The following is a 14,210-nucleotide window of genomic DNA, read 5'->3' as shown; positions in this document are numbered from 1 at the left end:
AAGGATGGACCGCATGACATCCACGCACGCCTCGCAGCCGCGCTACGTGCTGGCCCTGGACCAGGGCACCAGCAGTTCGCGCGCCATCCTGTTCGATCACGGCGGCAATGTGGTACGCATCGCCCAGCGCGAATTCCGGCAATATTATCCGCATCCCGGGCACGTCGAGCACGACCCTTATGAAATCTGGCAATCGCAACTGGCGGTTGCGCACGAGGTGCTCGGCGATGCCAATGTCAGCGGATCACAACTGAGCGCGATCGGCATCACCAACCAGCGCGAAACCACCGTGCTGTGGGACCGCAAAACCGGCGAACCAGTGGGCCGCGCACTGGTCTGGCAGGACCGCCGCACCGCACCGATGTGCGAAGACCTGCAGGCCGCCGGCCATGCCGACACTTTCCAGCGCAAGACCGGACTGCTGATCGATGCGTATTTCTCGGGCACCAAGCTGCGCTGGATGCTGGACCACTACGACGGCGCGCGCGCACGCGCCGAACGTGGCGAACTGGCCTTCGGCACGGTCGACAGCTGGCTGATCTGGCAACTGACCGATGGCGCGCGGCACGTGACCGATGTCTCCAACGCATCGCGCACGCTGCTGTTCAATATCCACGAATTCCGCTGGGACGATGAACTGCTCGGCATCCTCGACATCCCGCGCAGCCTGTTGCCCGAGGTGGTGCCATCGAGTGGCGAGGTCGCGCGCACGTCCACCCGGCTGTTCGGCGTGGACGTGCCGATTGCCGGCATCGCCGGCGACCAGCAGGCCGCCACGTTCGGCCAGGCCTGCCTGCGCTCGGGCATGGCCAAGAACACCTATGGCACCGGTTGCTTCATCCTGATGAATACAGGCAACCAGCCAGTGGCATCCCGCAACAGGCTGATTACCACCATCGGCTGGCAGATCGGGCAGGACACGCAATACTGCCTCGAGGGGGGCGTGTTCATGGGCGGCGCCACGATCCAGTGGCTGCGCGATGGGCTCAAGCTGATCCACAGCGCGCCGGAGGTCGACCCGCTCGCGCGCCAATGCGACGATACCGGCGGCGTGGTGTTCGTGCCGGCGTTTGCCGGACTCGGCGCGCCACACTGGGACCCGTTTGCCCGCGGCACGCTGATCGGCATCACGCGCGGCACCGGCGGCGCGCATATTGCCCGCGCCGCGCTGGAATCGATCGCACTGCAAAGCGTGGATGTACTCGATGCGATGCAGAAGGATGCCGGCATCTCGCTGGATGAATTGCGGGTGGACGGTGGCGCATCGCGCAGCGACCTGCTGATGCAGATGCAGGCCGACCTGCTTGGCACACCGGTCGTGCGTCCGCGCGTCACCGAAACCACGGCGCTGGGCGCCGCCTACCTGGCGGGCCTGGCCACCGGCTATTGGACCGACCCCGAGGAAATCACGCGCCAGTGGCAGGTGGAACAGCGTTTCGAACCGAAACTGTCGGCCGACGAACGCGCGCATCGCATTGCCCGCTGGCATCGTGCCGTCGACCGCGCCCGGGACTGGGCGCGCGACGACAGCGGTGCCGCACACTGAACTGACTGCCGAAGACTCCATGCCAATCTCCGTACCTCCGGTCCAGCCACCCACACGCGGCGAACTGCTCGATACGCTATCGCGCACCGCGCGCTGGGATGTCATCGTCATCGGCGGCGGCGCCACGGGACTGGGCACCGCACTCGACGCAGCCGCACGCGGCTATCGCACATTGCTGCTGGAAGCCGCCGACTTCGCCAAGGGCACCTCGAGCAAGGCCACCAAGCTGGTACACGGCGGCGTGCGCTATCTGGCCCAGGGCAATATCAGCCTGGTGCGCGAAGCACTGCACGAACGCGGCCTGCTGGCGCGCAACGCGCCTCACGTGGTGTGGCCGCTGGGTTTCGTGGTGCCTGCTTACCAGATGTTCGACCAGCCTTTCTATGGCATCGGATTGAAGGTCTACGACATGCTGGCCGGTGGGTTGAACCTGTCGGGCAGCCGCTGGCTCAATCACCGCGAAACACTGCAGGCCGCCCCGACGCTGGCCGAGCATGTGGGCGGCCGGCCGCTGCGTGGCGGCAACCTGTATTTCGACGGCCAGTTCGACGATGCCCGCCTGGCCATGGCGCTGATGCGCACACTGTTCGACGTAGGCGGTACCGCGCTCAACTATATGCGCGTGACCGGCCTGACACAGAGTAATGGCGTCGTGACCGGCGTCACGGCGCAGGATGCGCTGGGCGATGCCACCTTCCAGTTGCGTGCCGATTGCGTGATCAACGCCACGGGCGTATGGGTCGATGCGGTGCGCCAGATGGAAGACGGCCAGGCCCGCACCATGGTGGCACCGAGCCAGGGCGTGCACCTGACGATCCCGCGCAGCTTCCTGCCCGGTGACCGGGCAGTCCTGATCCCCAAGACCGACGACGGCCGCGTGCTGTTCCTGGTGCCCTGGAATGGCCACGTGATCGTCGGCACCACCGATACGCCGCGCAAGGACCTGCCGATTGAGCCGCGCGCCACTGCCGACGACATCGACTTCATCCTGGAAACCGCTGCGCGCTACCTGGCCCGCGACCCATCGCGCGCCGATGTCACGAGCGTCTGGGCCGGACTGCGTCCGCTGGTCAAGGCCACGGGGGAATCGTCGACGGCGTCGCTGTCGCGCGAACATACGATAGTGGTCTCGAAGGCCGGCCTGATCACCGTGACTGGCGGCAAATGGACCACCTATCGCAAGATGGCCGAGGACGTGATCGAGACCGCCATCCAGCGCCAGTTGCTGCGTGCCGCACCGTGCCGCACGGCCGACCTGCCGCTGCATGGGGCCACCGGCATGCCAGCCGGCCTGCCGCCTGCCAATACGGGTTCACCGGATCGCTACTATGGCGCGGACCTGCCGCTGGTGCAGGCATTGCCCGGCGCCGACTCCGTCATCGTGCCGGCGTCAGGACTGACCGAAGCCCACGTCCGGTTTGCCGCCCGCCATGAACTGGCACGCCGCGTGGAAGACGTGCTGGGCCGGCGCAATCGTGCGCTGTTCCTCGATGCCCGGGCCGCGCTGGCCGGTGCGCCACGCGTGGCGGCCCTGCTGGCCGAGGAACTGGGGCATGATGCCGCATGGCAAGCACGTGAACTGGAAGACTTTGGCACGCTGGCAAAGGGATACATGCTCGATTGATGGTCCCGGGGGCTGCCGCGGTGCTGGAGTTGGGCGATAATGCCGGTTGTTGCATCAGGGAGAACACCATGGACGAGATTGATGATCTGTCCGATCTGCCGATGCCCCGGTTCATCTGGGGCTTCGCGGTCGTCGCCGGCAAGGGCGGCGATATCACACACGACGAATTCGAGTATCTGACCCACACCCGCAGCCCGCGTTTCACGTGCCGCGTGGTCGAGCTCGAAGACCTGCCCGCCGACAACGAGGAAGCTGGCATCGACGGACGCATCGTCCACTACGACGAACCGGACCGCCTGTTCTACATCACCGATGCAGGCATGGCACTGGTCAATTTCCAGCTGTTCGACAAGCTGCCCGACAAGGGCAAGCTCAAGAACGTCTGCGACGAAGCCATCGCCAACTGGATGCTGCGTCGCGAATTCCTCGATGACGAGGAAGACGAAGGCTGAGAAACAAAAACAAAAAGCACCCTCGGGTGCTTTTTGTTTTCCTGGACCAATCCCTCGATCAATCGTCGACCAAATCCTCGACTATTCTTCGACCTCGATCAGTCCCGACGCCACGCGCTCGATCTCGCAATAGACCGGCATCGCCTCGAGCGGGCCCGTGCATCCGACACCCGACGCCTGGCCGGCACTGGCCCCTGGCGGCAGGAACACGAACGCCATGCCCGGCTGGAAGCCCGGATGGCGGCGCAAACTGTCGTTGAGGATATCCAGGTACTGCATACGCGAGAAGACCTGCTTGGCCATATCTAGTCTCCGGGTAATCGGCTGAGCCCGGAAATCCTAGCATGGCCTTACGCACGCCTGTCACCGCATCGTGAGATAGCTGTGCCCAAACGGGCTCAGCCCAGGCTCAGACTAGGCTCAGGCGGTATTCAGCACTCACCCTTCTTTGCGTGCCCCGGCGGGCAGTGATAGCCGCCATTGCCGTGACCCCGGCCCGGGCCTCGATCGTCACGACCGTAGTAGCGGTCATAGTCCGGCCCGTGGTTCCAGCGCTCGGGCTGCATGACCCAGCCGTTGCTGGCCCGCACCCAGCGCGGCGATTCGTAGACATAGCCCGGGCGCGCCGCGGCCCAATGGCCCTTCTTCCAGGCGTGCTTGTGGTAATGGTCATCCCAGGCCCAGTAGCCCGGCGCCCAGACGTAGCCGGCGCGCGGGGCCGGCACGGCTTCGTAGATCGGGGCCGGCGGCGGGGTGCCGATGCCGATATTGATATTGACCTGGGCCATGGCCGCCGGGGCGAATGCCGCGGCCGAGCACAGCAGCGCGGCGCCAGCGGCGGCGCGCAGGAATGTCATGCGGTTCAAGATGACCCTCTCTTTTCTTATGGACGATGGGCAACAGTGTACCTACCGTATCCACGGTGTGATGTAACGGTGTGATAGAGAGGGTATCGAAAAATTACCGCCGGATCAGTGGTCGGCGGCCATTCCCTTCAGTTCGGCGTCGCCCGCCACACGGGCGGCATCGGACGTCGTGAAAGTGTCGTCGGACACCATGGTGCGCCGGATCTGCTGCGCACTGAAGTCCACCAGTGAAATCACCCACACGTAACGCCCGGCCTGGGGCGCGGTCTGCACGAAAGCCTTAAGTTGCGGTCTGGATTCGGTCGCCATGATGCTCCTCCGGTCAAGACAACGGCACAACACAACAGGACAAAAAGCTGGCAGGAAAGCGTTGCGGGAACTCTAGCACATCCGGGTGAAGCCCTTCGTCGCGGGCGACCCCGGCCTACGGCATTTGGCCCGGTGCGGAAGCTGGCAATTGTGGCTACAGTTTTGTGCAGAACCTGCCGAAACTCCCATGGAGCCATTCGCCCACCATTTCCGTGGATTTGCCCTGACTTGCGTCCGCCGCCCAATTGCCGCGTTCCGTATTCCGCCCCCTCCTCGCCGTGAGCCGGCCTGCGTACCGGGCCTTGCCAGGCCTACTGGCACTGCTGGCCCTTCTGGCTCTGCCTCTCGGCGTATGCCTGCCGATGCCGGCCATGGCCTCGTCGCCACCGGTCGCCGGTGCTTCGTCAGCCGCGCCGGCCGCCGCGCCGGCCGCCGCGCCGGTTTCGCGCCCCGAAGCCGTCGCGCGCGTGGTCATGAGCCTGCTCAGCTATGCGCGCTGGCCAAACGAGCGCGAAACGGTGCGCCTTTGCGTGGACAATACCGCCCGTTTCGCCAGCAAGCTGATGGAGGGTGGCACGCTGTCCTCCGGGCGGCTGGTGGAGGCACGCCGGGCCGACATGCTCACCGAATCGCTGGTGGCCGATTGCGACGCGCTTTACCTTGGGGCGATGACCGATGCGCGCCGCCACAAGCTGACGACGGAGTTCGTTGGCAAACCCGTACTGGTGATATCGGAAGAAGATTTCGAGTGTGAGGGTGGCAGCATGTTCTGCCTGGTCATCCGTGAGAACCAGGTGTCGTTCCGCATCAATCTCGATGCGATTGCGCGCAGCGGCATTCACGTTCATCCGGGTGTGCTGCAACTGGGACGCCGCAGGGCGCCGGCACCATGAAGCTGCACGGCCGACACGCCCCCGCCCCGACTACGCCGGCCCGGCCGACGCTGTACAGCGCGCTGCGCCGCATCCACCTGGGTGTGGCGATGATCGCCGTTTTTACGGCGGGCATCTCGCTGACGTTCCTCGGAATGACCGCGCTGCGCGCCTATGCCGACCACAATCTGCATCTGGTGGCGCGCTCGATTGCCTATACGGTCGAGGCGCCGGTCGTGTTCCGCGACGAAGCCGCCACCGCCGATGCACTCTCGGTGATTGCCGCCGCCGAGGACGTGGCCACGGTTACCGTGCTCGACCGCGACCAGCAGCCGCTGGCGTCGTGGCAACGGCCTGGCCAGCACCGCTTTCCGGCACTGCGCCGGCTGGCTGGCGAGATGCTGACCTCGGGCCCGGTGGTGCAACCGATCATTCATGAGTCGCAGCAGGTGGGCAGCGTGCGCGTGGCCGGCGACCCGATCGCGCTGCTGCATTTCCTGCTGCAGGGCACACTTGGGCTGATTGCGTGCCTGCTGCTGACGGCCATCGGCGCGCACTACATGTCCAGCCGCATGCTGTCCAATATCGTCGATCCGTTGCGCAACCTGATGCGCGTGGCGCACGCGGTACGCTCGGAACGCGCCTTCGGCCAGCGCATGCCGCCCGCGCGGATCGCCGAGCTCAATGCGCTGTCCGAGGACTTCAACGTACTGCTGGACGAGCTGGAGGCATGGCAGAAACAGTTGCAGCACGAGAACCGTTCGCTGGCGCACCGCGCCACGCACGACAGCCTGACAGGATTGCTGAACCGCGCCGCCTTCACCGAAACGCTCGATCTCGCCGTGCGTTCGGCAGCGGCCCGCAACCAGTATGCCGCCGTGCTCTATCTCGACAGTGACGACTTCAAGGGTATCAACGACCGCCACGGCCATGCCGCCGGCGACGCGGTACTGGTGGGCATTGCCCAGCGCATCCGCGCCTGCCTGCGCGACACCGACAGCGTGGCGCGCCTCGGCGGCGACGAGTTCGCCGTGCTGATTGCCGCGCTGCGCCAGCCTGAGGATGCGGTGCGCATCGCCGAAGGCATCCTCGATGCGATGAGCCAGCCAATGGACCTGCCCAGCGGCACGTCGATCGTGGCACCGCTCAGCATCGGTCTGGCGGTATTTCCGCTCCACGCCCGCAACGGCACCGCGCTGCTCCATGCGGCCGATGCCGCGATGTACGGCGCCAAGCGGCAGTCGGGCGCCACCTGGCGCAGCGCCGAAACCGCGCCACCCGAACCTCATGCCTGATCGGCACGGCTGCCGTCATGATGAAGTACCGACTCACCCGTCGCAGCTTCCTGACCCGCAGCATGGGCCTTGCGATGACGACCGGGTTGACCCTCGCGGGCTGCGCCAGCCCGCCCGCGCCTGCCGGCAAGCTGACGCCCGCGCAGGTGACGGTACTGCAAGGCCACGGCTTCGAACTGACCGGTAGCGGCTGGGAACTCGGCGCGTCGAACAAGGTGCTGTTCGGGTTCGACGAAGACGTGATTACGCCGGAGCGCCAGGCCGCCCTGCTGCGCATTGGCCACGTTCTCCATGACGCCGGGATCGATGCGCTGCGCATTGACGGACATACCGACGATGCCGGCACCGCCGAGTACAACCAGCTGTTGTCAATGCGCCGCGCGGAAGCGGTGGCACGCGTGCTGACCACTTGCGGGTTCACACGCAGTCAGTTGCTGGTGCGCGGCCTGGGCAAGACCCACCCGATTTCCGACAATCGCACCGCGCTGGGCCGCGCGGAGAATCGTCGCGTGGCCATTATCGTCTCGGTCGACTGACGATACCCGGGCGGTTGGCCAGGCAAGCGACCGCTGCCAGACCGAATAAACCCTCTAATTTTTGCCCCGTCATGGTGCGTGGGGTCATACGCAGGCGCAGCAATGGCGCCGGATATGGCGCTTACGCCCGCACGACCCCATCAGAGGGGTTGACTCGATTGTCATTTCTACAAAAAGCCGGGCAAACCCTGCCCATGGGCGCTTGGGAACGGTCGTACACTCGCGGGGTGCGCACGGATGGACGGCAATCGAGGGAGATTGCCGGGAGTGGGCACGACGATATCCAAAAAAACGAGAAAGTCAGAAAGCATGCGTACCCAGGCGCTGGAACAGGCGATCGATGCCGTGGTCGCCGTCAATGCGCGCAACCACGTCACCCTGTTCAATGCCGCCGCCGAGGCATTGTGGGGACTTAAGCGAGCTACCGTGCTTGGGCAATGCGCCAGCACGTTGTCGCCCGGCGCACTGGACGGCCTGGCCACGCCAGGCGATCAGCGCGAGGCTGCGCAAGAAATTGCCGTCCGGCGCCCGGACGGCACGGTACGTCATGTATGCCTGCATGCCACGGCGTTTGCACCGCTCGATGGCGATGCCGACTCGCCGGTCCAGTACGCGGCCTTCCTGCGCGATCGCCATGACGAACCCGGCGACGCGCTAAGCCCGGCAGGCCTGCGCATGCTGTCGCTATGCCTGGACCACGCCGAAAACCCGGTCATGATTACCGACGGCCGAGGCATCATCTGCCACGTCAACGGCGGCTTTGCACGGCTGCTCGGTTATGCCCGGCACCAGGCCGTGGGACGCCCCTGGCATGAACTGCTCAGGCCACTCCACGCACGGACCGAACCGCTTGCCACGATGCTCGCGCCGCTGGCCGAAGGCAAACCCCTCCAGCGTGAATCGCTGGTGGCCGACATGGCTGGCCAGCCGCGCTGGCTGTCGGTTGCGGTAAGTCCGATCATGGCGGGATCCCGGCAGGCGAACCCGACTCGCGCGGCCGGCGACCTGGTCAATACCGTCTGCGTGCTCACCGACATCACCGCCACCAAGGTGCGGGAGTCGATCCAGCATCGCACGCTGGAGGCATTGGCACGCGACCTGCCCACCAGCGAAATCATGGCCGACCTGTGCCGGCGCGTCGAACGGATGTCGCCGGGCGCGATGGCGGCCGTGATGCGCGTGGCCGGCGGCCACCTGCGGCTGGTGGCAATGCCGTCCGCCGACCCTGCCGCCGAGGCACCGTTCGACAACCTGTCAATCGGACTGCAATCGGGCTCCTGCGGTGCGGCCGCATTCCTGGGCAAGCCGGTGGCCGTCGGCGATATTGCGCAGGACCCGCGCTGGGAAACGCTGCGCGACGCGGCATTGGGGGCCGGGCTGGCCGCCAGCTGGTCCACGCCGGTGCGGGCAGCCGATGGCCGCGTCCTGGGAACCTTTGCCCTCTGCTTTGCCGAGCCGCGCCTGCCCGATGCGTTCCACGAGAACCTGGTATCGGTGGCAGCGGATCTATGCGCGCTGGCACTGGCGCGCGACCACGCGCAGGAGCGCATCCATCGTCTGGCGTATTACGACGCGCTCACCGGCCTGCCCAATCGCCAGTTACTGCTCTCGCGCACCGACGAAGCCGTGGCCCGCGCCAACGCCGATGGCAGCCCGCTGGCATTGCTGTTTATCGACCTGAACGACTTCAAGCGCGTCAACGACGTGCAGGGACACGGTGCGGGCGACCGCTTTCTTACCGAAGTGGCCACGCGACTGCAGCATGGCGCGCTTGGCCTCCATGCCGATGCCACGGTCGGCCGCCTGTCTGGCGACGAGTTTGCGGTCCTGCTGCCCGGCCACTCGGCCGACGCTGCCATGGCCGCTGCGCGGGCCCTGCTTCACTCGCTATCCGCCCCGATCAGTGTCGCGCGCGGACTGACCTTGTCGCCTATGGCCAGCGTCGGCATCAGCCTGCTGACGGAACAGGCGCGTGACCGCGAGACCTTGCTGCATCACGCCGACCTGGCGGTCTACCAGGCCAAGAAACAATGCGTCCAGGGGCGCGACAGCCAGGTCTGCCTCTACGACGCCTCGCTTGCACGTCGCCTCGGCGACCGCCGCACGCTCGAGATCGAATTGCGCGAAGCCATTGCCGACGGCCGCCTGCGCATGCACTACCAGCCACAGATTCACCTTGCCACCGGCAGCCTGTGGGCCGTCGAGGCACTGGCCCGCTGGCCGCATCCGCGCCGTGGCGATATCGCCCCGTCGATGTTCGTACCGTTGGCGGAGGAATCCGGGCTGATCGTTGCACTGGGCTATTGGGCGGTGCGCGAGGCCTGTGCCCAGCAGGGCCAATGGCGCGCCCGGGGTGCGGCAGTGCCGGCGGTCTCGGTCAACCTGTCGCCGCTGAGCATTCGTGACCCGGGCTTGCCCGACGTGGTGGCACAGGCCCTGCGCACGCACGGCTTGCCTGCCGGCGACCTGACCATCGAGATCACCGAAGGGGTCTTCCTGGAGCACACGTCGGAGGCCGAGGCAACCATTGCGGCGCTGCGCAAGATGGGCGTGCGCCTGTCGATCGACGATTTCGGTACGGGTTTTTCGAGCCTGAGCCGGCTTACGCGACTGCCAGTCGAAGAAATCAAGCTGGACCGCAGTTTCCTGCTGGATCTGGAAACCAGCGAGGCGGCGCGCACGCTGGTGGAAGCCGTGATCCGCATCGGCCGCGCCCGCGAACTGACGGTGGTGGCCGAGGGTGTCACCAGCGCATTCCAGCGCCAGTTCCTGCTCGAACACGGCTGCCATGTGGGGCAGGGGTTCCTGTTTGCGCAGCCATTGCCGGCCAGGACCATCGAAGGCTGGCAGCCCCAACCGGCATGGCCGGGACTGCCGCACTAGACTTGCCGGGCAAGCCGGCCACGCGTCAATCGCCAAACGGATTTGGCACGTGGCTGGCGGGATCGTCCACGAGGTCGAACTCGTCGCGTACCTCGTCGACCACCGCCCGGATCGCCGCTTCATAGCCCCGCGCGTTGCCAAAGCGGGCCATGTCCCAGTTACGGCCGCGTGTATCGCGTGCGTGCGGCTCGGGGTCCGGTACCCGGACACGGGCACCGTCGTCCGCGATCTCGTCGATCTGCCCAATGCGCCGGCTCACCTCTTCCTTGATGACACGCCGGCTGCGCTCGCGCTTGGCCATGACCAGTCTCCTGTCGGTGATACGTCCGCGGCCATCCTAGCACGCGGCTACCGAAAAGGCGCGCAGGGTGACTAGAGCGCGGCCTTGGCCGTCTGGTATGCCGCGTACAGGCGCTGGAACACCGGACCAGGCTGGCCATTGCCGATGCGCTTGCCGTCGATCGTCACCACCGGCAGCAACTCCTTGCTGGCCGATGAAATCATTACCTCGTCAGCGGCAAAGACCTCGTCGCGCGCGATGCGGCGTGCCTCGATCGAGATGTCCATCGCCGCGCACAGTTCTTCCATCAGGCCATAGCGAATGCCTTCGAGAATCAGGTTGTCCTTGGGGGGCGCCGCCACACGGCCTTGCTTCACGATCCACACATTGGATGACGAAGCCTCGGTCAGGAAGCCATCGCGAAACTGGATGGCCTCGGTCACGCCAGCCTCGGCCGCCACCTGCGCGGCCAGCACATTACCCAGCAGCGAGGTCGACTTGATCTGGCAATTGAGCCAGCGGCGATCTTCCATCGTCACGCAGGCCACGCCTTGCTCGACCGACGCTGCCGGCGGCAGTGCCATCGGGTTGGTCATGATCAGTACGGTCGGCGAAACCTCGGCGGGAAACGCGTGGGCGCGCTTTGCCACGCCGCGCGTCACCTGCATGTAGATCATCTGGTCGGCCAGGCCGTTGGACTTGACCACGCGGTCGATCTGGGCCAGCCATTCCGCTTCGGTATAGGGGTTGGGGATGCCGATCGATGCCAGGCTGCGGGCCAGGCGCGCCAGGTGTTGCGCGCCACGGAACGGCTTGCCGTTGTAGAGCGGAATGACTTCGTAGATGCCGTCGCCAAAGATAAAGCCGCGATCGAGCACGGGAATGCGGGCTTCGGACAGGGGGAGCAGTTCCCCGTTCAGGAAAACGACAGCTTCGGACATGGCGAAATACTCAACGAGAGCAAAGGATTGGCTGAATTCTTCCACATGCCCGACGCTGCCTTTATGCAAATTTGGCATGTGCGATTGTCGAAATTACCGCACATGCGAATTGGAACTCGCGCTGTGATTAAAAATATTAAGACCACTCGGCCGTTTGATTTGAATCTTTCTTAATTCACTGCTGACTTCCCGCAAAGCCTTGCTGCTGGCCGAAATCGGCGTGCTATATTCGCCACGCAGTATTCTCTGAACGCAATGTATTTGCTGCGATCTTCACAGGGCACCCCGATATGACGGAACTTGTGTCAGGCCTGCGACGTGGCTGCATCAGGCAAGCCTGGTTGCCATTGACCTTAATGATTGCGGCCCTCTGCGCGGCCGTCCTCCCTCTGGAATCCGCTGCCCAGGCCGTCGCAGCCTCGGCAACGGCTGCAGCCTCAGACGCCGCGACGCCCCCGACACCATCACCGCCCGGCCGCACCCAGACCCTGAGCTTCGCCCAGATGGGCGCCAACTATACGATTCCATTGCGCGGCGTCGATCCCGATCGCACCGTGAATGTCGGCATCCGGCTCGATGAAGTGGTCACCGCGGCAAAGCTCAAGCTGGTGTTCACGTATTCGCCGTCGCTGGTGTATCCGTTGTCGCACCTGAAGATCCGACTCAACGATGAAGTCGTGGCGACGCTGCCGCTGGATCAGGCTCACGCCGGCCAGCAGGTCTCGCGCGAGATCGAACTGGACCCGCGCTTCTTTACGGATTTCAATCGCATCAATGTGCAGATGATCGCGCACTACACGCTCGACCACTGCGAAGACCCCTACCATTCGAGCCTGTGGACCGACATCAGCCCCACCAGCACGCTGACGCTGACCAAGTCCACGGTCACCCTGCCTGACAACCTGGCGCTGCTACCGGCGCCGTTCTTCGACCGCCGCGACAACCGCCGCGTCACGGTGCCGTTCATGCTGGCAGCCAACGCCGATCCCGTCACGCTGCGCGCGGCGGGCGTGGTGGCGTCGTGGCTTGGCGCGCTGGCCAGCTACCGCGAACTGCGCTTTCCGGTGACACGCAGCGCACCGGCCGACGCCCATGCGATTGCGCTGGTCCTGCCCAATGCGCAGCCCGACGGCATTCACCTCGACAAGATCGATGGCCCGTCCGTCAGCGTGATGCCCAATCCGGCCAATCCGTCACGCAAGCTGCTGGTGCTGGCAGGCCGCACGCCGCAGGAACTGGAAGTCGCCGCCAATGCGGTGGTGCTTGGCAAGGCCGGCATGGCCGGGCCCAGCGCCGCGGTCAAGTCGGTGGACCTCGGCAAGCCGCGCCGCCCCTACGACGCACCGGCCTGGGCACCGGTGGACCGCCCGGTCATGTTCAAGGAGCTGGTCACCGACCCGCAACAACTACAGGTGTCGGGGGCCAGCCCCGATGCGATCCGCGTGAACCTGCGCGTGCCTGCCGACCTGTTCGGCTGGAACGACCGCTCGGTGCCGCTGAGCATGAAGTACCGCTACACGGCGCCCTCCACCTACAACGATTCGGTGCTCAGCATCGACGTCAACGACCAGCTCGTACGCTCGTACCGGCTCAAGCCACTGACTGTGCAGACCGACGAGAACCTGGTCAGCGTGCCGTTGCTGTCCGGTGGCAGCGCAACCGTCAGCAACGAGATCCTGATCCCTGCCTTCCGTGTGGGCAGCAACAACCAGATGCAGTTCCGTTTCCATATCGATTCGCAGAAGACGGGCCTGTGCTCATCCACCGCCGCCAACGTGGCACGCGCCGCTGTGGATCCCGATTCGTCGATCGACTTCAGCGGCTTCCTGCACTACGCAGCGTTGCCGAACCTCGCATTCTTTGCCAACAGCGGATATCCGTTCACGCGCCTCGCCGACCTCGCCGACACCGCGGTGGTAATGCCTGACGCCCCGACCACGGTCGACCAGGAAGCGTTGCTGACCGTACTGGGCCATATGGGCAAATGGACCGGCTTGCCGGCGCTGCGCGTTGCGGTGACCCCAGCCAAGGCCATCGAATCGGTCAAGGACCGCAACCTGGTCATCGTCGGCACGGGCAGCGCCGCGCAGATCCTGCAGAACTGGGGCAAGTCACTGCCACTGCTGGTTGAACGCGGCCGCACCGAAATCGCGTTGCGCGACCAGCGCACGCACGCATGGTCGAACTGGCTCAGCGGACTGGAGGAGGAAAACATTTCGCCGGCCGGCCGCGCGATCCTGACTGGCGACGGGCCATTGGCCGCGCTGATCGGTTTCGAATCGCCGTATGTGGAACGCCGCAGCGTGGTAGCGCTGACGGCATCGAGCGACGACCGTGTACGCGATGTGCTCGACGTACTCGAGGATCCCGGCAAGGTGGCGCAGATCCGCGGCGATCTTACGGTGATCCGGCAGCGCGAGCTCGAAGGGCTGCGCCTGGGCGACACCTACTACGTAGGCAACCTGCCCTGGTATGCGCGACTGTGGATGACGATGTCGGCTCACCCTGCCCTGCTGGCCATAGCCGGCATCCTGGCCGGGTTGCTGGTGGCGCTGACACTGTTCTGGGCGCTGGGCCGAATTGCGGCGCGCCGAAACGGAGGCTGA

13 protein-coding genes are annotated in these 14,210 nt (G+C 65.6%); 8 read left to right on the top strand and 5 right to left on the bottom strand.

From position 1 onward, the window contains the following. Positions 1-13: 13 nt before the first annotated feature. From glpK to ACO550_RS33190, 3 genes are all read left to right on the top strand, one after another. Positions 14-1,546, top strand: coding sequence for a glycerol kinase GlpK (glpK, locus tag ACO550_RS33200; RefSeq protein ID WP_485995088.1), 1,533 nt, complete (start codon positions 14-16; stop codon positions 1,544-1,546). Positions 1,547-1,565: 19 nt separating this feature from the next. After that, positions 1,566-3,170 (top strand): FAD-dependent oxidoreductase, encoded by a 1,605-nt coding sequence (locus ACO550_RS33195; protein ID WP_315597477.1) that lies wholly within the window; start codon positions 1,566-1,568, stop codon positions 3,168-3,170. A 68-nt stretch (positions 3,171-3,238) separates the two neighbouring features. Then, the gene (locus ACO550_RS33190; protein ID WP_315597476.1) at positions 3,239-3,622 is read left to right on the top strand and encodes a hypothetical protein; all 384 of its coding nucleotides are present in this window, start codon (positions 3,239-3,241) and stop codon (positions 3,620-3,622) included. A gap of 81 nt (positions 3,623-3,703) precedes the next feature. Here the strand turns inward: ACO550_RS33190 and ACO550_RS33185 are convergent, their stop codons facing one another. The 3 genes from ACO550_RS33185 to ACO550_RS33175 form a co-directional block, all read right to left on the bottom strand. Next, on the bottom strand, positions 3,704-3,925 hold the full coding sequence (locus tag ACO550_RS33185; RefSeq protein WP_315597475.1) for a hypothetical protein: 222 nt from the start codon (positions 3,923-3,925) through the stop codon (positions 3,704-3,706). Positions 3,926-4,053: 128 nt separating this feature from the next. Beyond that, entirely contained in the window at positions 4,054-4,479 is a 426-nt protein-coding gene (locus ACO550_RS33180; RefSeq protein ID WP_315597503.1) for a hypothetical protein, read from the bottom strand. A 114-nt stretch (positions 4,480-4,593) separates the two neighbouring features. Continuing rightward, positions 4,594-4,797: a hypothetical protein gene (locus ACO550_RS33175; protein WP_315597474.1), complete on the bottom strand. Its 204-nt coding sequence runs from the start codon at positions 4,795-4,797 to the stop codon at positions 4,594-4,596. A 371-nt stretch (positions 4,798-5,168) separates the two neighbouring features. Here ACO550_RS33175 and yfiR point away from each other — a divergent pair, with 371 nt between their 5' ends. From yfiR to ACO550_RS33155, 4 genes are all read left to right on the top strand, one after another. After that, positions 5,169-5,690 carry a regulatory sequestration protein YfiR gene (yfiR, locus tag ACO550_RS33170; protein ID WP_485995087.1) on the top strand — a complete coding sequence of 174 codons (522 nt, stop codon included), beginning with the start codon at positions 5,169-5,171 and terminating at the stop codon, positions 5,688-5,690. Continuing rightward, on the top strand, positions 5,687-6,964 hold the full coding sequence (gene dgcN / locus ACO550_RS33165; protein ID WP_315597473.1) for a diguanylate cyclase DgcN/YfiN: 1,278 nt from the start codon (positions 5,687-5,689) through the stop codon (positions 6,962-6,964). Before yfiR ends, dgcN begins: the two co-directional genes overlap by 4 nt. Positions 6,965-6,984: 20 nt before the next feature. After that, entirely contained in the window at positions 6,985-7,500 is a 516-nt protein-coding gene (gene yfiB, locus ACO550_RS33160) for an outer membrane lipoprotein YfiB (RefSeq protein WP_485995090.1), read from the top strand. Between the two features lie 309 nt (positions 7,501-7,809). Continuing rightward, positions 7,810-10,383 (top strand): sensor domain-containing protein, encoded by a 2,574-nt coding sequence (locus tag ACO550_RS33155; RefSeq protein WP_485995086.1) that lies wholly within the window; start codon positions 7,810-7,812, stop codon positions 10,381-10,383. Between the two features lie 25 nt (positions 10,384-10,408). On the opposite strand, the gene ACO550_RS33150 is transcribed toward ACO550_RS33155, so the two are convergent. Both ACO550_RS33150 and ACO550_RS33145 read right to left on the bottom strand, forming a co-directional pair. Beyond that, a complete protein-coding gene (locus ACO550_RS33150) occupies positions 10,409-10,684 on the bottom strand; it encodes a hypothetical protein (RefSeq protein ID WP_315597470.1) in 276 nt (91 codons plus the stop codon). 71 nt (positions 10,685-10,755) lie between these two features. Then, a complete protein-coding gene (locus ACO550_RS33145) occupies positions 10,756-11,604 on the bottom strand; it encodes an aminotransferase class IV (RefSeq protein WP_315597469.1) in 849 nt (282 codons plus the stop codon). A gap of 290 nt (positions 11,605-11,894) precedes the next feature. Here ACO550_RS33145 and bcsB point away from each other — a divergent pair, with 290 nt between their 5' ends. Next, a complete protein-coding gene (gene bcsB, locus ACO550_RS33140; protein ID WP_485995085.1) occupies positions 11,895-14,210 on the top strand; it encodes a cellulose biosynthesis cyclic di-GMP-binding regulatory protein BcsB in 2,316 nt (771 codons plus the stop codon).

Source organism: Cupriavidus sp., assembly GCF_057315035.1.
The sequence above is the reverse complement of the archived record's forward strand: the minus strand, read 5'-3'. Positions and strand labels throughout refer to the sequence as shown.